At 59.4% G+C, this 20,844-nt stretch carries 19 protein-coding genes; 11 read left to right on the top strand and 8 right to left on the bottom strand.

Going from position 1 to position 20,844, the window contains the following annotated elements:
• Positions 1 to 19 precede the first annotated feature (19 nt).
• The 3 genes from ACR0MV_RS04740 to ACR0MV_RS04730 form a co-directional block, all read right to left on the bottom strand.
• Entirely contained in the window at positions 20 to 1,339 is a 1,320-nt protein-coding gene (locus ACR0MV_RS04740) for a glutamine synthetase family protein (protein ID WP_480701139.1), read from the bottom strand.
• A gap of 130 nt (positions 1,340 to 1,469) precedes the next feature.
• On the bottom strand, positions 1,470 to 3,656 hold the full coding sequence (locus tag ACR0MV_RS04735; RefSeq protein ID WP_480701138.1) for a xanthine dehydrogenase family protein molybdopterin-binding subunit: 2,187 nt from the start codon (positions 3,654 to 3,656) through the stop codon (positions 1,470 to 1,472).
• Between the two features lie 3 nt (positions 3,657 to 3,659).
• Positions 3,660 to 4,124 (bottom strand): (2Fe-2S)-binding protein, encoded by a 465-nt coding sequence (locus tag ACR0MV_RS04730; RefSeq protein ID WP_170426472.1) that lies wholly within the window; start codon positions 4,122 to 4,124, stop codon positions 3,660 to 3,662.
• Positions 4,125 to 4,263: 139 nt separating this feature from the next.
• On the opposite strand from ACR0MV_RS04730, the gene ACR0MV_RS04725 reads away from it, so the two are divergent.
• Positions 4,264 to 4,866 (top strand): TetR/AcrR family transcriptional regulator, encoded by a 603-nt coding sequence (locus ACR0MV_RS04725; protein WP_170426471.1) that lies wholly within the window; start codon positions 4,264 to 4,266, stop codon positions 4,864 to 4,866.
• A gap of 9 nt (positions 4,867 to 4,875) precedes the next feature.
• Here the strand turns inward: ACR0MV_RS04725 and ACR0MV_RS04720 are convergent, their stop codons facing one another.
• The 4 genes from ACR0MV_RS04720 to ACR0MV_RS04705 are packed head-to-tail and all read right to left on the bottom strand — an operon-like array spanning position 4,876 to position 8,650.
• Positions 4,876 to 5,649, bottom strand: coding sequence for a heme ABC transporter ATP-binding protein (locus tag ACR0MV_RS04720; RefSeq protein ID WP_480701137.1), 774 nt, complete (start codon positions 5,647 to 5,649; stop codon positions 4,876 to 4,878).
• 3 nt (positions 5,650 to 5,652) lie between these two features.
• Positions 5,653 to 6,729 carry a FecCD family ABC transporter permease gene (locus tag ACR0MV_RS04715; protein ID WP_480701136.1) on the bottom strand — a complete coding sequence of 359 codons (1,077 nt, stop codon included), beginning with the start codon at positions 6,727 to 6,729 and terminating at the stop codon, positions 5,653 to 5,655.
• Positions 6,726 to 7,595, bottom strand: a complete 870-nt coding sequence (locus ACR0MV_RS04710; RefSeq protein WP_480701135.1) for a heme/hemin ABC transporter substrate-binding protein — start codon at positions 7,593 to 7,595, stop codon at positions 6,726 to 6,728. Before ACR0MV_RS04710 ends, ACR0MV_RS04715 begins: the two co-directional genes overlap by 4 nt.
• The gene (locus ACR0MV_RS04705; RefSeq protein ID WP_480701134.1) at positions 7,595 to 8,650 is read right to left on the bottom strand and encodes a hemin-degrading factor; all 1,056 of its coding nucleotides are present in this window, start codon (positions 8,648 to 8,650) and stop codon (positions 7,595 to 7,597) included. The genes ACR0MV_RS04710 and ACR0MV_RS04705 overlap by 1 nt, the downstream gene beginning before the upstream one ends.
• A 234-nt stretch (positions 8,651 to 8,884) precedes the next feature.
• On the opposite strand from ACR0MV_RS04705, the gene ACR0MV_RS04700 reads away from it, so the two are divergent.
• The 6 genes from ACR0MV_RS04700 to ACR0MV_RS04675 are packed head-to-tail and all read left to right on the top strand — an operon-like array spanning position 8,885 to position 13,539.
• Positions 8,885 to 10,915 carry a TonB-dependent receptor domain-containing protein gene (locus tag ACR0MV_RS04700; RefSeq protein WP_480701133.1) on the top strand — a complete coding sequence of 677 codons (2,031 nt, stop codon included), beginning with the start codon at positions 8,885 to 8,887 and terminating at the stop codon, positions 10,913 to 10,915.
• A gap of 20 nt (positions 10,916 to 10,935) precedes the next feature.
• Positions 10,936 to 11,382, top strand: a complete 447-nt coding sequence (locus ACR0MV_RS04695; RefSeq protein ID WP_480701132.1) for a hypothetical protein — start codon at positions 10,936 to 10,938, stop codon at positions 11,380 to 11,382.
• Between the two features lie 4 nt (positions 11,383 to 11,386).
• The gene (locus ACR0MV_RS04690; protein WP_480701131.1) at positions 11,387 to 12,049 is read left to right on the top strand and encodes a MotA/TolQ/ExbB proton channel family protein; all 663 of its coding nucleotides are present in this window, start codon (positions 11,387 to 11,389) and stop codon (positions 12,047 to 12,049) included.
• Positions 12,050 to 12,080: 31 nt separating this feature from the next.
• Positions 12,081 to 12,410 (top strand): biopolymer transporter ExbD, encoded by a 330-nt coding sequence (locus tag ACR0MV_RS04685; RefSeq protein ID WP_480701130.1) that lies wholly within the window; start codon positions 12,081 to 12,083, stop codon positions 12,408 to 12,410.
• A complete protein-coding gene (locus ACR0MV_RS04680; RefSeq protein WP_480701129.1) occupies positions 12,407 to 12,802 on the top strand; it encodes an ExbD/TolR family protein in 396 nt (131 codons plus the stop codon). The genes ACR0MV_RS04685 and ACR0MV_RS04680 overlap by 4 nt, the downstream gene beginning before the upstream one ends.
• A complete protein-coding gene (locus ACR0MV_RS04675; RefSeq protein WP_480701128.1) occupies positions 12,799 to 13,539 on the top strand; it encodes an energy transducer TonB in 741 nt (246 codons plus the stop codon). The genes ACR0MV_RS04680 and ACR0MV_RS04675 overlap by 4 nt, the downstream gene beginning before the upstream one ends.
• 25 nt (positions 13,540 to 13,564) lie before the next feature.
• On the opposite strand, the gene ACR0MV_RS04670 is transcribed toward ACR0MV_RS04675, so the two are convergent.
• Positions 13,565 to 14,359, bottom strand: a complete 795-nt coding sequence (locus ACR0MV_RS04670) for a FadR/GntR family transcriptional regulator (protein ID WP_480701127.1) — start codon at positions 14,357 to 14,359, stop codon at positions 13,565 to 13,567.
• Between the two features lie 346 nt (positions 14,360 to 14,705).
• On the opposite strand from ACR0MV_RS04670, the gene ACR0MV_RS04665 reads away from it, so the two are divergent.
• The 4 genes from ACR0MV_RS04665 to dld all read left to right on the top strand — a co-directional run bounded on the left by ACR0MV_RS04665 (position 14,706) and on the right by dld (position 20,816).
• Positions 14,706 to 15,755, top strand: a complete 1,050-nt coding sequence (locus ACR0MV_RS04665) for a TRAP transporter substrate-binding protein (protein WP_170426460.1) — start codon at positions 14,706 to 14,708, stop codon at positions 15,753 to 15,755.
• Positions 15,756 to 15,870: 115 nt separating this feature from the next.
• The gene (locus ACR0MV_RS04660; protein WP_480701126.1) at positions 15,871 to 17,934 is read left to right on the top strand and encodes a TRAP transporter large permease subunit; all 2,064 of its coding nucleotides are present in this window, start codon (positions 15,871 to 15,873) and stop codon (positions 17,932 to 17,934) included.
• Between the two features lie 12 nt (positions 17,935 to 17,946).
• The gene (locus ACR0MV_RS04655) at positions 17,947 to 19,134 is read left to right on the top strand and encodes an alpha-hydroxy acid oxidase (protein WP_480701125.1); all 1,188 of its coding nucleotides are present in this window, start codon (positions 17,947 to 17,949) and stop codon (positions 19,132 to 19,134) included.
• A complete protein-coding gene (gene dld / locus ACR0MV_RS04650; RefSeq protein WP_480701124.1) occupies positions 19,131 to 20,816 on the top strand; it encodes a D-lactate dehydrogenase in 1,686 nt (561 codons plus the stop codon). Before ACR0MV_RS04655 ends, dld begins: the two co-directional genes overlap by 4 nt.
• Positions 20,817 to 20,844: the final 28 nt, after the last annotated feature.

Here is a 20,844-nt window from a genome sequence, read left to right as displayed (position 1 = left end):
TACGGGCGGGCAAGAGGGGTCAGACGGCTTCGATGTAACTTAGCCAATGATCCTCGGGCGGGCGTTCCCCAAACCGCCTGATTTCCTGTCGCTTGGTCATGGCAAAGTACCGGATCAGGTCAGCGGGAAAGATGCGCGCAACGCTTGGGTCGGTTTCGAACGCAGCGATGGCCGCAGGCCAGTCAGGTGCCAATTGCGGAAGCCCCTCAATGTCATAGGCGTTGCCAGAGATCGGGGCGGGCGGGACCGACTGATCTTCGATACCGTTCAGGGCGGCACCCAGGACGGCGGCCAGCATCAGATAGGGGTTGATGTCCCCACCGGCGACGCGGTGTTCGATGCGGCGTGCGGCAGGGGCTCCACCGGGAACACGCAGAGCGGCAGTGCGGTTTTCATAGGCCCAACTGGCCCCGGTCGGGGCGTGCGCGCCCGGAACAAGGCGGGTATAAGAGTTTCCGTGCGGTGCAAAAACAAGCGTGCTGCCGGGCATCGCCGTCAGGCATCCCGCTATGGCCCAGCGCAGCAGATCGGTGCCTTCGGGCCCTCCATCGTCGAACACGTTCTGTCCCTGTTGATCGACCACTGAGAAATGCACATGCATTCCGTTACCCGCATCATCGGCATAAGGCTTGGCCATGAAGGTCGCTGTGAAACCGTGTTTGCGGGCAAGGCCGCGGGTCAACGCCTTGAAAAGCCAAGTATCATCAGCGCAGCGCATGGCCTCCTGATGGTTCAGGTTGATTTCGAACTGACCAATGCCGCTTTCCGAGATCGCCGTTTGGGCAGGAATGCCCATCGCGGCACAGCCGTCGTAAAGCTCGGTGAAGAAGGTGTCGAACGCGTCCATCTCTGCCATGGACAGAACAGCCTCATCCGCCAGCCGTCGTTGGGTCACCGGGTTGATCGGCGGTTGCGGTTGCCCACCAGAACTGTCGAGCAGGGTGAATTCCAGCTCGGTTGCGGCAATCACGGACCATCCGCGCTGAGCATAACGTTCAAGGACCGCAGCCAAGGCATGTCGTGGGTCGCCAGCAAAGGGGGTGCCCGCGTCGTTGTACAGGCTCATCGGAACTAAAGCGGTGTCTGTGGCCAGCCAAGGCACAGGAACCGGACCGCGATCGGTCGGCAACAGAACCCCATCGGCGTCGCCTGACTCGAATACAAGCGGGCTGCCATCGATATCCGCACCCCAAAGGTCGACATTCAGGGCCGAAAACGGCATGCGCACTGCCCCTTTGTCCAGTTTGCCCGCGTAAGAGGGCGGCACGCGCTTGCCGCGCATCTGACCGTTCAGGTCACAGGCGGCGACGCGAAAACTGTGCAGGCTGCTCAGGTCCATCGGTGACTCCATTCCTCTGGTTCCTCGAGGTGTACTGGAGCCGTGGCTGGTTGTCACGAAATTTGATCAAATTAATTTTGGCAAGAGAAAACCCGCGCCTATCGGTCAGGACAGGCGCGGGCTGTGATGTTTAGACGAAGCTGACGCCGTTTTCGGCCATCGGCAGTGTCGTGACTTTGACGCCCGACAGGGCCCGGATCGCGTTAGCCAGGGCAGGGGCCGAGGGAGGCGTGCCCGGTTCGCCCACGCCGGTCGGAGCTTCGGCGGACGGTACGATATGGACGTCAATCGCCGCGATATCGCCAATGCGCAGGGGCTCGTAGTCCGGGAAGTTGAACTGGTCCACAGCGCCGCTGGTCAGGGTGATCTGGTCGCGCATCACATGCCCGATTCCATAACCCACCCCGCCTTCGATCTGCGCCCGGATCACATCCGGGTTCACTGCAATACCGCAATCGACGGCACAGGTGACCTTTTCGATCTTGATGCCGTCATCGACATTGCCCGAAACCTCAACCACTTCGGCGACATAGGAACCAAAGGACTTGTGCACGGCGACACCCTGCGCGCGACCGGCGGGAACATTGCCCCAATCGGCCTTTTCCATCGCCAGTTTCAGCACACCCGCCTTGCGCGCCTGATCCGCGTTGGAAGCGTCGGTCAGATGGGCCATGCGGAACTCGACCGGATCGCGACCAGCGGCCTCGGCGGCTTTGTCCATCATGGTTTCCATAACGTAGGCGGTGTGGGTGTGACCAACCGAGCGCCACCACAACAGGGTCGTCGCCTTGGGGGTATCGGTCAGGCCCAGCGACATGCCGGGGATGGCATAAGGGCTGTCGGCGATACCTTCGACCGAGCTGTGGTCGACGCCGTCATGAACCAGCACCGACTCGAACGGGGTTCCCTTCATGATCGACTGACCGGCAACCTGGTGCTGCCATCCGACGATATTGCCCTGAGCGTCCAGACCGACGCGCACTTTGTGGCCGAAAGCCGGGCGATAGTAACCGCTGCGGATGTCATCTTCGCGCGTCCAGACCAGTTTGACCGGGCGCGACCGGTCGGTCAGGGCAAAGGCCAGCGCGGCCTCGACCTGATAGTCCGCATCCGGGGTTGCACGGCGACCGAACGAGCCACCGGCCAGCAGGGTCTTGATCTCGATCTTTTCGGGCGGCAGTTGGAAGATCTCGGCCAGCGCGAAATGCGTAATGGTCGGGATCTGAGCAGCGTCATGCAGCAGGATACCACCTTCAGCGGTTTGTTCGATGGTGCAGTTCATCGGCTCCATCGGGGCGTGTGCAAGCAGAGGGAAGTAGAATGTCTCCTCCAGCACGGTATCGGCCACGTCGACCGCTGCGGCCACCGCGGACATGTCCGCCTTGTTCACGTTGTACTGAGGCTCCGCGTTCAGAGCGGTGCGAATCTCGGCCTCGATGTCATCCGAGTTCCGGGTTTCGGCAGCCGAAGTGTCCCATTCGACCTCAAGCGCATCGCGTGCCTGAATCGCGGCCCAGGTGTTTTCGGCATAAACTGCCACGCCGGCCTGATTGGGCAGGGTGGCAGCGTTGATGAAGCCTTTGACCTCTTTCGAGGCGCTGTCATCAAAGCCGGTCACTGTTGCGCCACGGGCTTCGGGCCGTTTGACCATCGCCACCATCTGGTTCGGCAGGTGCAGGTCCATGCCGTAGATGGCCTGACCATTGGTCTTGATGGGTGAGTCTTTGCGGCGAACCGACTCGTTCCCGATCAGAACAAATTCCGACGGATCTTTCAGTTTGGGTTCCGCCGGAGCTTCCAACTGCGCTGCAGCGGCCACGAACTCGGCCAGAGGTGCCGACTTGTCGCCCGCCTTGACAATGCCTTCTTCGATAGTGATGCCGGACGCATCGACGCCCCAGGCTTGCGCAGCAGCGGCGATCAGCATTTCGCGCGCGGCGGCACCTGCCTGACGGTACTGCATCCAGGAGTTGGCAATCGCGGTCGAACCACCGGTGCCCTGGGCCGTCCCAAAAGCGAAGTTCGCATAAACCTGCGGGTTGGACGGCGCAAAATCGTACTCGATCTGGTCCATACGCAGGCCGATCTCTTCGGCGATGATGGTCGGCAGGCCGGTTGAAGGACCCTGACCCATCTCGAAGTGCTTGACGATCGCGGTCACTGTACCGTCGGTGTCGATCCGCACGAACGGGTTCAACTGAGCGCTTTCGGTCGATGCAGCAGCAAGCGCGCCGTCAGGGCGGGCACCGACCAGCAGAACGGCACCGGCAGCTGCAGCGCCTTTCAGAAATCCACGGCGGGAGGTGTTGATGGTCATGGATCAGGCCTCCAGAATTTCAGATGCGCGCTGGATACCGGCGCGGATGCGTTGATAGGTGGCGCAACGGCACGCGTTGCCGGCCATGTAATCGTCAATCTCTTCTACGCTGGGCTTGGGGTTCTCGGACAGCAGGCCCACGGCCGACATCACCTGACCCGACTGGCAATAGCCGCACTGGACGACGTCCAGTTCGACCCAGGCCTGCTGGACGGCAGCACCGATCTTTTCGTCGCCAACGGCTTCGATTGTGGTGATCTCGGCGTCTTCGACGTCTTCGATGTAAGTCTGGCACGAGCGCACGGGCTCGCCATTCAGGTGCACAGTGCAGGCACCGCAGGATGCGACACCGCATCCGAATTTCGTTCCGGTCAGCTTGAGTTCATCCCGGATCACCCAGAGGAGGGGCGTGCCGGGTTCGGCGTCCACCGTGTGGGTTTCGCCGTTCAATTTCAAAGTCAATGCCATGAGGGGACTCTCCGTGTTGGGCTGGTTACCTGAGTCGGTAAACTGGCGGGTTTACACTAGGCGAGAAAATTGCCGGTGTAAACTGGTGAGTTTACGTAGCGTTTGACCTCAATCTGTCAATGGGTCTATAGCTTTGGATATGAACGAATGCACAACACCGAATGCGTCCAAGCGCGCCCAGATCATTGAGGCGGCCGTGGCTGAATTCCAGGAAAAGGGGTTCGCCGACGCAAGCATGGATCGTATCTCGGCGCGTGCCGAAGTGTCCAAGCGGACCCTATATAAGTACTTCGAAAGCAAGGAAAACCTGTTTCGTTCTATTGTGATAGAGCTTTCTGATCGGTTCGCCAGTGTGCGGGATATCCGGTACGAAAAAGGTCGTGACATTCGCGCGCAACTCACCGATCTGGCTTGGGCCGAAGGGCGCATTCTGATGCTGCCCGAGGTTATGGCGATGGCTCGCATGGTGATCAGCGAAACCTTGCGCAATCCCGTTCTTGCTGCGGCTGCCCAGGGCAAACTCGACAAGACGGCGATCTTCATTCAGATGCTGAAGGACGCAGCAGAAGATGGTCAGCTGCGTATCGACGATCCGGAAAGTGCGGGACAGGAGTTTATCGGTTTGATCAAGGCCAAAGCCTTTTGGCCGATGATCTTTACGGGCAGTGTTCTGACCGAGGCCGAGATGACGGCCACGATCGAGAACAGTGTTGAGATGATCCTCAGCCGCTACGGCGTGTGATCCGCACGGTTATTGCATGGCCTGTGGCAGGACGAAGGGAACCTGCGACGTTGGCAAGGTGCTGATGGGCAGGTTGATGCCATAAACCTGTAGCATGGTCTGGTCGTTCAGGATGTTCGCGGGCGTGCCCGAACCCCAAACCGCGCCATCTGACATCACATAGACCTGATCGGCGAACATTGCTGTCAGGTTCAGGTCATGCATCACCACCACGACGCCGCCGCTGTTGGCAGCAAATTCTCGGGCAACGCCCAGCACGGTGAATTGGTGCGCGATGTCCAGGCTGGCCACGGGCTCATCCAGAAGCAACCACCTTGGTTGATCGTTATAGGTCGCCTCCCAGACTTGCGTCAGCACGCGGGCCAGTTGAACTCGCTGCTGCTCACCGCCTGAGAGGTTCTGATAGGATCGGTCTCCGAACCCGGCAAGGTCGACATGGGCCAGTGCCTTTGATGGCAGGCTGTCATCCCCCGCCGCCAACCCGTTCGCCAGACCCAGCCTGACGATCTCCATCACCGTAAACGGGAAGGCCACCGTTGACGCTTGCGGCAGCACGCCCCGCATTACTGCCAATTGCCAGGGTTTCAAGCCAGAGATGTCGCGCCCGTTCAGGGATACCTGCCCAGACGCATGAATCTCACCCGATAAGGCTTTGAGCAGGGTGGACTTTCCTGATCCATTGGGCCCGATGATCGCCGTAACCTTCCCGGGTTCGGCGTCAAAATCCACGCCATGCAGGATATCCGTCCGGCCCAGTTTGACGCGTATGTTTCTCGCCTTCATCCGTTACATCCCCATTGTTCCATGACGCCGCAGCAGGATCCACAGGAACACCGGCGCGCCGAGTATTGCGGTTACGATGCCAATCGGCAGTTCAGCGGGGGCAACGATCAAACGGCTGATCATATCGGCGCACAGCAGCAAGCTGGCCCCCAGCAGGGCCGAGTTCATGAGCAGGCGATGATGGTCCGGCCCTGTCGCCAATCGCAACAGATGCGGCACGACGATGCCGATAAAACCAATGCCGCCGGACACGGCGACCGCCGCGCCGGTCGCGGCTGCGACTGCCAGAATGGCGATGTTCTTGCTGCGCTGCACCGGGATACCCATGTGATGCGCCACCGCTTCGCCCATGGCCATTCCGTTCAGAGCACGGGCAAGGAACTGCGCCACAAACACCGAGATCAGGATGATGGGTGCGGCGGTGATCACTTTGGTCCAGGTCGCGCCGGCCAAAGAGCCCATGCCCCAAAAGGTCAGGTCACGCAGTTGTTGGTCGTCGGCCATATAGACCAGAACCCCGGATACCGCACCTGACAGGGCCCCTAACGCGATCCCGGCCAGCAGCATGGTCGCGACCGAAGTCTGCCCCCGCCGCGTGGAAACGCGGTAAAGCAATAGGACCGAGGTCCACCCTCCCAGAAACGCCGCAACTGCAACGAGCCCGTTGCCGACCCAGGCCAGGATCGTCGCGGGCAGATACGCCCCGAGAATGATGGCTGAGATCGCACCAAGACCCGCGCCAGCACTGACGCCTACGATGCCAGGGTCGGCCAGCGGGTTGCGAAAGAGGCCCTGCATGACAACGCCCGACACGGCCAACGCTGCGCCGACCAAAACACCCATCGTCAAACGAGGAAGACGGATGTCCCACAGGACGATCCGATCAAGGTCCGACATCTCGCGTCCGTTTACCAAGTCTGCAATCGCCGCACGAACCGACGCTTCGGACGCGCCGACGGAAATGCTGAGGATACTGGTGAGACCCAGCAGCAAAAGCAGGGCCAACGTGACCCGCCGCGCCGTCGTCCGACGATCGCGGGCGGGTAGGGTCAGCCCGTCGTGATCCATTGCAAGGGTCATGAGCCCCCCAGCCTTTGAAGCTCGGACGACAGTTCAGCGATCGCTTGGGCGGTGCGGGGACCAAAGCCCAAAAGGTAGGCGCCGGGCATCCGGATGAGCTTTTTGTTCTGACCGGCGGGCGTCAGTTGGATGGCGGGCAGAGCGAACAGTTCCTCATTCGCCGTAGCGTGATTGCCTTGTCGATCCATCATCAGGATCACGTCTGGCGCGGTCGAGGCAATCGCTTCGGGTGTCATCGGTTTGAAACCCGATACGGAACCTGCTGCGTTCACACCGCCTGCAAGGCGAATGATGCTGTCGGCTTGGGTGTTCGCTCCACCGACCATGATGCGGTTGTCCTGCGCGGACAGAATGAACAGAACCCGAGCAGTTCCGCCTGAATCCACTGCAACTGCATGAGCACCGTCGATTTGCGCGCCGGTCTGCGCCGCCAATGCCTCGGCGGCATCTTCGACCCCCAACGCCGCACCAACGGCACGGATTTTCTGGACCACTCCGTCGCGGCTGTAGTCTTCAGCGACCGTCACAAAGGGGACGCCCGCCTCTTTCAACACGGCGACGGCTTCGGGCGGGCCTGCGCCTTCCAAGGCAACGATGAGGTCCGGCGATACCGACAGAACGCCTTCGGGGGACAGCGCCCGCATGTATCCCACGTCCGGCAGATCAAGCACGGCTGGGGGGTAAGTCGACGTTTGATCGCGGCCCACCAGGCGGTTTTGCTGGCCCAACGCGTACACGATTTCCGTCACAGAGCTGCCTATGGCGATGATGCGGTTCGGTTCTGTGTCGTCCGAAGCGAAAGCCGACGTTCCAAATGTTGCCGCAGCCAATGCAACAACGGAAGAGATTCTGCGAATTGCCTGCATCACGCGACCTCGGTTGTTCTTAGGGTTTGCAGGCCATTCACCAGCGTGTTCCATGCCGCGCGGTGGTCCGTCTCGCCCGAACGGCGACCGAATATCTGAAAGATCAGTCCGCCTTCGGCGTCGAACGCCTCGACCGAGACTGCAGGTCCACGTTGTGTGGGTTTGGTCACCGCCCAGACCTCGGCAATGTGATCCGAGCGCAGATGCAGGTTGAACCGCGGATCGAGTACGTTGAACCACGGCCCCATCTGTTTGAGCATTTGCACAGGTCCGCCGTGGATTTCGATGCATCCGCGATTGCCGACGAAGACCATGACCTCGAGCGACTGGTCACGCACTTGTTCGAACATCGGTGAAATCACACTGGGCTCAAGTGCCCGGGCCAGCGGTTCCCCTGCGACGCGATATGCACCCAAGCGGTTCATCTTCAGCTTGGATGTCAGGCGCAGAAATTGGTGCGTGTCCGTCATCTTGGCCCATTCGGTGCGTAGGGCGTCGGCCTTATCCGGGTTCGCCTTGGCGGCCTCGGCGGGCTTGCGCGGCTCAAGGGTCAACTCCTGGGATTGATCCTTGTCTGCCAGCGTTCGAACCAACTTGTTCCAGTGGGTCAGGTCGGATCCTCCGCGCAGAAATATCTTGTGCACCGCATCACCCGCTGCATCAAAGATCTGCAGGGACCGCTTGGTTCCGTTCTCTGTCTCGCGCTCAATCGCAAAGGTATGAATCCAGTGGCCGGGAAACATCCGCAGATCGATTTCTTCGGTCAGAACCATCGAGGCATGCGCGCCGGAATGGTAGTTGTCGTACCGTCCGACCTTTTCGATTACGCAAGAAGGGTTGCGCGTCAGCGCCATGACCTCACCCAACCCGTTGAGCATCGGGAAGAGGGCATCAAGGCTGTTCGAAAGCTTTGTTGCGTCGATTCCTGTGAAGGCTGCAACAAGCTGACCTTCGGTTATTCCAAGCGACTCCGCCAGATCGCGATCTCGTTTTTCGGTGTTGTCAGCATAGGCTGCGCGAATTTGATCCGGGGCCAGAAGCACCTGTTCCGTCATGGGTTTTTCCATCTTTGATTGTCAGGGTGTCGGGCTGGCACGGTCACCGGAAAGCGCGGAGAGCTGCTGGCGAAGGTCGATTCAACGACCCAGAAATTATGTTGACTGTTTTAGTCAGCTTTATTAACGAGCACAAGTCGCCAAAAAATGGCGATTCCAAAAATCAAAAAAGACTGACCACAGCCAGCACGGAGCAAGCATTTCCGGTCCTCTTAACGTTTCGAAGGGACAGAAATGCGTACGCGAATTCAAAAGATGGGGCTGTTGGGCACCGTGTCATGCCTCAGCGTGATTGCGGCAGGCGCTTCAGCGCAGGAACAGGAAGACGGCTTTCTCGGCACGCTTGAGCTGGGGGAAAGCAAGCGGGAAATCCAGACCGACACCGCCGTACCTGTAACCAATATCGATCAGGAAGAGATCAATGATCGTCAGGCCAACACCGTGGCCGAACTGATCGACACGGTGCCGGGTGTGACGTTGGTCAACGGCTCGACCCCGCAAGGCTCGGGCATCAACATCCGCGGCTTTGGGGCCAACGGCACCTTTGGCACCGACCAGAAAGTGCTGATCCTTGTCGACGGCGCGACGACAGGCGCAGAAGAGTTGTACCGGATCGGGAATCAGTTGTTCACTGACCCGCAGCTTTACAAAAGCGTTTCGGTCATCCGCGGCACCGTAGGGTCGTTCGAATATGGCTCGGGCGTTGTCGGCGGTGTTGTCCTGCTGGAAACCAAGGACGCGTCGGACTTTACCGGCGGTGAGCCGGGCTTCCGCTTCCGCCAGACGCTGGAAGGGTACTCCAACGGCAACGGCTTTGCGTCCTCGTCGATCCTGGCGTGGCAGCCCAACCGCCAGACCGAGTTCCTGTTCAACTATACCTACAGGGATCAGAACGACCAGAAGGACGGAAACGGCGACACGATCGGCAACAGCGCGTTTACGCTGCCGTCGCTGCTGGCCAAGGGGAAATATAGCTTCGGCGACGACCTGGAACACTCGATCACCGCGTCCTACAACCAGTCCACGTCGGAAGAGCGCGATGTGCCCTACGACTCGTTTGGCACGACCTCGGATTCGTTTGGCAATGTGGACCGCGATATCGAAACGAAAATCGGTGTTCTGCGCTATCAATACCGGCCAGCAGGCAATGACCTGATCGATCTGGACGTAAACCTCAGCTACTCGGAGCAGAAGATCGACAGCTCGTATGTGCCCGGCTCGTCCAGCCTTGAGCGATCGCCGTTTTTCCCAAGCATTCGCGGACTGGCTGATGCAAGCCACAGATATGAGACAACCAAGCTGACGGTCAAAAACACCTCATATTTCCAGACCGGTATCGCGTCGCATGATCTGCGCGCGGGCGTTGAATACATCAATCGCAAACGCCTGAATGCACCCTCTGCACCTGGCGGAACGGATCGCCGCGTCGCCTTGTTCGTCGTGGATGACATTCAGGTTACGGATGGCCTGACGGTTACGCCGGCTGTTCGGTACGAAACGCAGGACATCAAAGGCGACGGCGATGCGCCTGCGCCGCGGAACGCCAGCTATGACAATGACGCTCTGATGGGTGGCCTGTCCGCACGGTACGAATTCTCCAGCGGTTTTGCGGTCTTTGGCAGCGGGGCATACACGGAAAGCCTGCCGATCATCGACGATCTGGGCACGCCGGTATTCATGACCCAGCCCGAAAAGTCGCGCACCTGGGAGGCGGGTTTCTCGTACAATCGCGGCGACATCTTTGCATCCGGTGACGTGGTTCGCGCCAAGGTCAACTTCTACAAGACGGATCTATGGGACATCACGTCTTATAGCTTGGGTCGCCCCTCGCGCCCGCTATCGGAAGTTGAAACCAAAGGTGTGGAAATCGAGGCGTCCTACGCCAGCGCGGCGGGATACTATGTCGATTTCAACGCGAACATCGTCAAGGGAACCGAAACCAGCGCGACCGGTGCCGAGAGCCGTTGGCGGAACGAGCCGACGGATTCGGCCCGTGTGACGGTCGGTAAGCGCTTTGGTGAAACGCTGGATGTCAGTTGGGAACTGTTTGGCGCCAAATCCGGCACCGATTCCAGCGGTGATCCGGTGGCGGGGTATGGCGTGAACACCTTGCGGGCGACGTACCTGCCGCAAGAGGGCGTGTTCCAAGGCTTCGAGGTTCGCGCAGGTGTCGAGAACATCTTTGACAAGAACTACCTGCCGAACCTTTCGACCCGCAACTCTCCGGGCCGGAACTTCAAGCTGACCTTGGCGAAAACCTTTTGAGCCACATGAAAGGACCAGTCATGCAAACCAACGTTCACAGCTCTGCACGGGTGGTCCTGCTGGCCCTGCTCCTGATTTTGGGGGCGGGGCTGGCCAGAGCCGAAGATATCAAAGCGTCTGGCGGGGTATCCATCGAACTCAGCAGCGTTCAGGACAATGGCCAGAGCTGTATGCTCAGCTTTCTGGCGGAAAATGCCTATGAAGCGGACATCGACAGCGCGGTGTACGAGACGGTGCTGTTCGGTGCCGAGGGGCAGGTGGCCCTGCTGACCTTGCTGGACTTTGCCTCTCTGCCAGCGGGCAAGCCGCGTGTGCGGCAGTTTCAGTTCAATGACATGGCTTGCGAGCAGATCAGCCGCATTCTGATCAACGGTGTTCAGGAATGTGAAACCCAGGCGGACATGGCGGATGCCTGTGCGGCGGGTCTGACGCTGAACAGTCGTGTGAAGATCGAAGTGATTGGGTGAAATCATGGATGCAATTATCCAGAAAACAACGGAAATCTTGGAGCTTGGCGGGCCGGTTGTCGCTATTTTGATCCTGACATCGGTCGCGACATTGTCGTTGGTTCTCTACAAGCTTTGGCAGTTTCGGGCGGCAGGCGTTGGCCGCCATATCGAGCTGTCCCGCGCCATTCAGGCCTGGGACCGCAAGGACCTGGCTGAGACGCGCACCCATCTAAACAAAAGCCGCAGTTACTTGGCCCCGGTGATCGTGATGGCCCTGTCCGGCGAGGATCGCACTTTGTCCGAGCGCGTGGATGCCGAGGCCGAGGCGCGATTTGCGAAGCTTGAACAGGGGTTCAATGTGCTGGACATGGTAGCCCAGCTTGCGCCTTTGCTGGGTTTGTTTGGCACCGTTCTGGGGATGATCGAGGCGTTTCAGACCTTACAAGGGGCAGGTAACTCGGTCGATCCTTCGCTGCTGGCCGGTGGGATTTGGGTTGCGCTTTTGACAACGGCTGCCGGGCTTGCCGTCGCGATGCCGACCTCAATGGTCCTGACGTGGTTCGAAGCCCGGATGAACCGTGAACGCAGCTTTGCCAACCGGGCGCTCAGAACTGTTTTTGCGCCGGGTCACGCGCAGGGCACCGTTTCGCCAGCCCCGGAAATGGCCCTGGCCCATGGCGCTTGATCTGCGGCGAAAACGGCGCAGGCGCTTGTCGATGACGTCCCTGATCGACGTCATCTTTTTGCTGCTTCTGTTTTTCATGCTGACGTCGACATTCTCCAAGTTTGGCGAAATCGAGTTCGCGACCGCCGCTGCCGGAGGCGGGGAACAGGACTGGACGATCCGTTTCCTTAAGCTGGAAGCCGAGCGCATTCTGGTGGATGGCAAGCCCATGCCACTGGCTGACGTCGCGGCACGGCTGGAGGGTGACAAACCACAAATCGCGCTGATCAGTCTTGGTCCGAACGCGACCTCTCAGGATCTGATCGACCTGCTTTCGGTCCTGAATGGCGTCGACCAATTGCGTGCACAGGTGATCGGATGATCCAGCTAAAGCCCAAGGCGAAACAGGGCCGAGAGCCAACGATCGCCTTGATCAACGTGGTGTTTCTGATGCTTATCTTCTTCATGATCGCGGGCACATTGGCACCACCGCTGAGCAAGTCGGTGAAGTTGGTGGAAACCAACGATCTTGAAGGGCGCGAGCCACCGGATGCGTTGGTCATCCGGGCCGATGCGACGTTGGAATACCGTGGTGCCGAGCTGACTGGAGTTGAGGCTTATGTCGAGCGCGCCTCGATCAACCTTCCGCTGGACGACGTGCGCCTTGTTCCAGACCGCGCCCTGCCTGCAGTCAAATTGAAGGAGGTCAGCGATGCCCTGCGCGCGTTGGGGGCGAAAAAGGTCTATGTGGTCACCGAAAGGGGCGTGCAATGATACCCACTTCGCGCGTTGTGGCCTTGGGGGCCCTGGCCTTGGCGGCAAGCACGCATGTTCTGGCGCTGCATGATTTCTCAGCTACAGAACAGGTTCAGATCGAAGGCGGCGGCGCTGGAGAGGCCGCCGCGCTGGGCGAGGCGTTTCGGGATTATGTGACTGGCTCGACAGCCTCAGCCCCCGTTACTGTGCGCCAGCACGCGGTCACGCCGGCCTCACAGCAAGCGGCGGTGCGCCCTGTCGATCACGCTCAGGCCGCGCCGATCAAAGCTGCCAGCGCTGTTTCTAAGCCGACAACGGTTGCGCAGACTCCAAAGGCGCAGCCGCCAGAGCCAACACCAAAGCCGCAAGCTCAGATCGCGTCGCAGGCGGGCAATTCAGACAGGGCCGCGCGAAAAGGCAACGCGTCCGGAACCAAACAGAAGGGCGCTGCCACGACACGAAAGACCGCTTCGACCTCCGCCGCGCAAGGCAATGCCGAGGCTAGCAACTATGCGGGTCACGTAAAGCGCAAGATTTCCCGCGCCCGGCGCAAAACCGTCAATATTCGCGGCGCGGCGATGGTGCGTTTTCGGATCGGAGACGACGGTGCGTTGCTCAGCCTCGACGTCGCGCGCAGCTCGGGATCAAAGCGGCTGGATCAGGTAGCGTTGGCTCAGGTTCGCGCTGCCGCACCGTTTCAGCCGCCACCGCCTTCCGCACGACGGGACTACACAATCAAGATTATCGGAAAATAAAGCCAGCCTTCGTCACCCCGTGCCATCACGACTGAGGTGTGGGCTTGGGATCGGACAAAAGGCGACGCTTTTCGGCCATGGCCTCACGGCGGCGCCTTTCAATGCCCAGCTTAAAGGACTCCTCGACAAAATCGATATGGTCGTGGGCCGCTTTGACAGCGCGCTCTTCGTTGCCTTCGATCACGGCCAGCCCAAGTTCGCGGTGCTGCTCCATCAGCAGCTTTCCGGTTCCGTCGATGGTCTTCAGGAAATCTCGGTTGTAGAAAACGCCCTGCCGCGTGAGTTCGTAGATCGAGGCCATCATGTGAATCAGCGTCGCATTCTGGCTGGCATCTACGATTGCGGCATGCAGAGCAAAGTCGGCCTCACGTGATGCCAACTGATCCTTTTCTCGCCACGCGCGTTCATCTTCGGCCAGAATTTCGGTGATCCGTTCCTTGTCGGCGCGGGTCGCGCGGCGCGCGGCAAGCTTGGCGGCAAACCCTTCTTGTTCGCGCCGGTATTCTAGGTAATCAAAAAACGCAGGCTCATGACGTTCATAAAGGGCCAACAGGGCAGGGAGCATGGCGCTGCCTGTCAAAGCAGCGACAAAGGTGCCCTCACCATGTTGAGTGGTGACCAGGCCGCGTTGTTCCAGAACGGCCAGCGCTTCGCGGAGCTTTGGGCGCGACACACGCAGGGTTTCGGCCAGGTCACGCTCGGACGGCAGCTTACGTCCCTGTTTCAGTATCCCCGACGCAATCAGGTCTTCGATTTGCGCAACCACCGCGTCCGAGAGTGATTCGTGCCCGATTGGTTCGAAAATCGCTGTCGTGTTCATCGTGGCTGGCCCTTCGAGTTCAGGTTGCAGACATCTCTTGGTAAACAAAACTAACCTTTGAATGGTTTCCAATCAATAGTGTGGTTCAAATACGCCTTTTTCGCGAGCGGCGCGCCAAGGCGCTGAAAATAAATGAAATGTGACAAATTTATTGAGCCTCGCCATGCTGTCGGTGCTTTCGCGACATTAGTGAAGCGCCCAATTTTCGACCATCTACGCTCCGTGCCAGTGGTAAACAAAGTTGTTGACTGATTCACGTGGTCAACTTTATTTACCACCAAGGCGCATGTGTTTCGCGTCACGAGATGTTCGGACGTTGTGTTCGATCGACCCTGGAGGAGAATTCATGAAAAAGACCCTGACGAGCCTTGCCGTTGCTGCCAGCCTGATGGCCGCCCCCGCCGTGGCCAAAGACAAGCTGCTGCTGAAAACGCCGATTGCGTTCTCGACCGAGCTGCCAGGCCTTGGCTCGCCGATCCCACGCGTTGCCGAACAGCTGGACCTGATGTCCGGCGGCACGCTGAAGATGAAGGTGTACGAGCCGGGTAAACTGGTTCCGCCGTTCGAGATTTTGGATGCCGTATCCACCGGCAAGATCAACTCGGGCTACACCACCGCCGGTTATTGGGCGGGTAAAATCCCGGCTGCTCCGCTGTTCTCGGCCGTTCCGTTCGGTCCCGAGGCAGGCGAATACATGGCGTGGCTGTACTACGGCAACGGCATGTCGCTGTACCAGGAAATGTACGATCAGGCCGGTTACAACGTACACGTGATCCCTTGCGCGGTTATTGCCCCTGAAACCTCGGGCTGGTTCGCATCCGAGATCAACACGCCCGAAGATCTGAACGGCCTGAAGATGCGCTTTTTCGGTTTGGGTGGCAAAGTGATGCAGAAACTGGGTGTCGCAACCTCTCTGCTGCCGGGTGGTGAGATTTTCCCGGCATTGGAAAAAGGTGCCATCGACGCGACCGAATTCTCGATGCCTGCCATCGACGCACGTCTTGGTTTCCACAAACTGGTCAAGTTCAACTACTTCCCCGGCTGGCACCAGCAGGCGACTGTGTTCGAACTGATGATCAACAAAGACGTATGGAACGAAACCAGCGAGCAGCACAAAGCGATCATCGAAAACGCCTGTAAGGCCTCGATGGCCGACAGCTTTGCCGAAGGCGAAGCCATTCAGCACGCGGCCCTGATCGACAACGTTGAAAACAATGGTGTCACCATCAAGCAGTGGTCGCCCGAGATGCTGGATACCTTCCGCGCAACCTGGGAAGAGGTCGCTGCTGAAGAGGCTGCCAATGATGCCTTCTTCAACAAGGTTCTGACCGACATGAACCAGTTCCGCGAAGGGTACAACCTTTGGAAAACCAACGCGTTCCTCCCCCGTCAGTAACTGATTGACTGACGTTTCCGGGGCGTCGGACCAGTCCGCGCCCCGGATATTCTCAGGATTTGAACCTTCAGTCCCCTGACCGCGTCCGCGCCGGTCAACCGAGCGAGGATTTCCCATGGTCACGCAAAACAACCTCAATGATCCGGTCGAAGCCTATGAAGGCATCCTGGAACATCCCGATACCGACCGCCAAAAGATCGCTGTTGCCATAGACACGGGCGTAAAGGCCGTTGGGCATGTGGTGATGTGGGCCAATGTCCTTCTGATCGCCGCGATCTTCAGCCAGGTTTCGCTGCGTTATCTGTTCAGCCAGAACTATCCAAAACTGGACGAGATCCAGTGGCATTTCTACGGCCTCGTCACGATGATCGGCATTTCCTATGCCTTGATCACCGACAGCCATGTCCGTGTCGACGTTTTGCACATGCAGCTATCGCGCCGCGCGCAGCGTGTGATCGAAGTGATCGGCATCCTGACCCTGCTGACCCCGTTCATCTATCTGATGATCGATCAGGGGTATGACTATTTCTACGAAAGTTTCCGCGTCAACGAGCGTTCGGACAGCCCCACAGGCCTGCCTGCGCGCTGGGCGTTCAAAGCGGTCATTCCGATCAGCTTCATCCTGTTGGCGCTAGCTGCTCTGGCGCGCCTGATCCACGATGGGCATGCGCTGCTTTACGGACCAGCCTCGGAACGCGAAGGCGCGCCGCTGCGTCGGGTTCTGCTGGTGCTGGCTGTGTTTGCAGCGATCTGTGTCGGCCTGACATTCCTGGTTGAAACGACTGAGGAAAAACTGGTCATTGCGATGTTCCTGACCTTCATTGCGCTGCTTTTCACCGGCTATCCGGTGGCCTGGGTTCTGGCTGGTGTCGGTGTCGCCTATTGCGGTCTGGCCTATCTGTTCGACAACGATCTGATGCTTTGGACAGGTCTTGAGAGCACGTTCACCGGGCTCGATTACCTGACCCTCGGAGCGGTCGTGAACCGGGTCTACGCGACCATGTCCAATGCGGTTCTGGTGGCCCTTCCGATGTTCATCTTCATGGGCCTGATGCTGGACGAATCCGGAGTGGCAGAGCGTCTGATGTCCTCGATGCAACGCTTGTTTGGTACGGTGCGCGGCGGTCTGGCGATCACGGTAACCTTGATCGGGATCATTCTGGCCGCGTCGACGGGCATTATCGGTGCCTCGGTGGTGCTGCTGGGCGTCCTGTCGCTGCCCTCAATGATGCAGCAGAAATATCAGCCAACGCTGGCGGCGGGTGTGGTTTCAGCGTCCGGGACGCTGGGCATCCTGATCCCACCCTCGATCATGCTGGTGATCATGGCCGACCAGATGGCTTTGTCTGTTGGGGACCTGTTCATGGCTGCCGTCTTCCCCGGTGTCATCATCGGTGGCCTGTATCTGACCTATATCTTCATCCTCGCGCTGGTGAAACGTGACGCTGCCCCGGTGCCCGAAGGGGCCAAGGCCCCGGATTGGGCCGCCGTCAAGGATGTGCTGATCGCCGTGATCCCGACGCTGTTGCTGATCCTTGCCGTGCTGGGCTCGATCTTTGCCGGTTTGACAACGCCAACCGAAGCCTCAGGCATTGGTGCGCTGGGTGCGACCCTGCTGGCATTGGGTTATCGCAAGCTGTCCCTGACCAAGCTGTGGAATGTGCTGGTGTCGACCTTCAACACCACCGCCTACATCTTCGCGATCTTCTTGGGTGCGACCGTGTTCTCGTACGTTCTGCGTGAACTAGGTGGGGATGAGCTGATCGAACATGTGGTGCAATCGACCGGGTTCGGAGCCAATGGTACAATCCTGTTCATCTTGTTCATCGTCTTCCTTCTGGGCTTTGTTCTGGACTGGATCGAGATCACGCTGATCGTCCTGCCCCTGATGCGCCCCATCGTGAACGGGTTGGGCATCGATATCCCCGGTTACGGTGTTCTGGATGAGCCTGCGCTGGTCTGGTTCGTGATTCTGGTGGCGGTCACTCTGCAAACCAGCTTTTTGACCCCGCCGGTTGGCTTTGCCTTGTTCTATCTCAAAGGCGTTTGCCCGCCAGAGATTAAACTGACGCATATCTACAAGGGCATCATTCCCTTTGTCCTGCTGCAGCTGACCGGTCTGGCGCTGGTGTTCCTGTGGCCCACACTTGCCACGTGGCTGCCATCCGTCGCGTATTAAGGAGGAAGACTCATGCGTCTGAAAGACTGCCATAACTTCCAGGACTTCCGCACTTTGGCCAAACGCCGCCTTCCGGGGCCGATCTTTAACTACATCGACGGCGGCGCGGATGATGAGGTGACATATCGGGAAAACACCCGGGCGTTCGAGCGGTGCGACCTGCTGCCCTCGGTCCTGCGCGGGGTGGAAGACGTGGATATGTCCGTCACCGTGATGGGGCAAAAGCTGGACATGCCGATCTATTGCTCGCCCACCGCTTTGCAGCGTCTGTTCCACCATCAGGGGGAACGGGCGGTGGCGGCGGCGGCAGAGAAATACGGCACCATGTTCGGAGTGTCGTCGCTGGGCACCGTCTCGCTAGAGGAGTTGAGGCAAAAGCACAAGAACCCGCAGGTCTATCAGTTCTACTTCCACAAGGATCGCGGCTTGAACTCGGCCATGATGCAGCGCGCCAAAGAGGCCGGGGTCGAGGTGATGATGCTGACTGTCGACAGCATCACCGGCGGAAATCGCGAGCGTGATCTGCGCACCGGGTTCTCGATCCCGTTCCGGCTGACGCTGGGCGGCATGATCCAATTCGCGATCAAACCGATGTGGGGCATCAACTATGTCACGCATGAGAAATTCCGCCTGCCGCAACTGGACGAGCATGTGGACATGAGCGGTGGCGCCAGCTCGATCGGGGGCTATTTCACCGACATGCTGGACCCTTCGATGAATTGGGATGACGTTGCCCAGATGGTGCGTGAATGGGACGGCCAGTTCTGCCTCAAAGGGATAATGACCGTCGAAGATGCTCGCCGCGCGGCTGAGATCGGCTGCACGGGCATCATTTTGTCGAACCATGGCGGTCGCCAATTGGACGGCTCACGCACGCCTTTCGACCAACTGGCCGAGATTGTCGATGCGGTCGGGGATCGTGTTGACGTGATGATGGACAGTGGCATCCAGCGCGGGACCCATGTGCTCAAGGCGCTGTCTCTGGGGGCCAAAGCAGTAGGGGTCGGGCGGCACTATCTGTATCCGCTGGCTGCAGCGGGTCAGCCAGGCGTCGAACGCGCGCTTGGTCTGATGCGTGCCGAGATCGAGCGCGACATGAAACTCATGGGAGTCACGCGGGTCGAACAACTGTCGCGCGCCAATCTGCGGTTCCGCGATCCGGTGGCGGCTCCGGGTGAAGCGCATCGGAACGCGGCATGAGCAACGAGGCCCTCATATCCGACTTCCGCGCCATCGTAGGGTCTCGGCACGTTCTGACCGGGGCGCGCGCGACGGAACGGTTCCGCCGCGGGTTCAGATCGGGGGAGGGCGAAGCGCTCTGCGTCGTTCAACCCGGCACTCTGCTGGAGCAGTGGACAGTGCTGCAGGCCTGCGTCGCCGCCGACAAGATCGTCATCATGCAGGCGGCCAATACCGGTCTGACCGAAGGGTCCACCCCCTCGGGTCGCTATGACCGCGACGTGGTTCTGATCAATACCCGCCGTATGGACACTCTGGTACCGTTGAACGACGGCCATCAGGTCGTCAGCTTTCCCGGAGCTACTCTGTTCGCGCTGGAAAAACTTCTGGAGCCGATGGGGCGTGAACCGCATTCGGTGATTGGCTCCTCCTGCATTGGTGCGTCGATCGTAGGCGGCGTGTGCAACAACTCGGGTGGGTCGCTCGTGGAACGCGGCCCGGTTTACACCGAACTGTCCGTTTATGCCCGCGTCTCCGAAGACGGCGCGCTGGAACTGGTCAACCATCTGGGCATCGATCTGGGCGAGACGCCCGAAGAAATCCTGTCCAACCTCGACGCCGGTACGTTCGAACGTAATCCGGGTGCCACCAACAAACGCGCCTCGGCCAGGGACTACGCTCAGATCGTGCGCGACGTGGATGCTGAAACCCCGGCGCGGTTCAATGCCGACAAGGCTAAACTGTTCGAGTCTGCAGGCTCTGCCGGGAAAATGGCCGTGTTTGCGGTTCGGCTTGATACATTCGCCAAGAACGAGGCAGAGCAGGTCTTTTACATAGGCACCAACAGCCCCGATGACCTGGCCGATCTGCGCCGTCACATCCTGTCCAGTTTCTCATCTCTGCCGGTGTCCGCCGAGTATATGCAGCGCGATGTGTTCGACATCACCAAGACCTACGGTAAGGACACGGTCTGGATGATCGACAAGCTGGGCACGGACAGGTTGCCCATGTTCTTCGCGCTGAAAGGGGCAGTGGACGCCCGTTTGCGGCGTGTCCCGTTCCTGCGCAATTTTACCGACCGGTTCATGCAGGCGGCGGTTGGTCTGCTGCCGCAGGTGTTGCCCAAGCGGATGATTGAATACCGCGACGCCTATGAACACCACCTGATCCTGAAGATGAAGGATGACGGCATCGATGAGATCCGCGCCTGGCTTCCCGGTTTCCTCGACAGCCGCGATGCCGGATGCTTTGAATGCACCCCGCGCGAGGCCAAGATCGCGGGTCTGCACCGTTTTGCTGCTGCGGGCGCTGCCGTGCGCTACATGGCCATACATGCCAATGAGGTCGAGGATATCATCGCGTTGGACGTTGCTTTGCGCCGCAATGACCGCGATTGGCTGGAAAACCTGCCGCCCGAGATCAGCGATCAACTGGTGCATAAACTCTATTACGGTCACTTCATGTGCCACGTCATGCATCAGGATTACGTGGTTCGCAAAGGGGCAGACCCCAAGGCCCTGAAGGCCGCGATGTTGAAGCTCTTCGATGAGCGAGGGGCTGAATACCCGGCCGAGCATAATGTCGGACATCTCTACAAGGCCAAGCAGGATTTGGCGGCGCACTACAAATGTTGCGACCCGACAAATTCATTCAATCCTGGGATTGGTAAGATGTCTAAAGCCCGAAACTACGCTGGTGAGTGATGTGCGCGTGAAGGCAAGTCATTGATTT

The organism is Ruegeria sp. BC3 (assembly GCF_056539265.1).
Note: the sequence above shows the minus strand (reverse complement) of the source record. Positions and strands in the feature narration are given on the sequence as shown.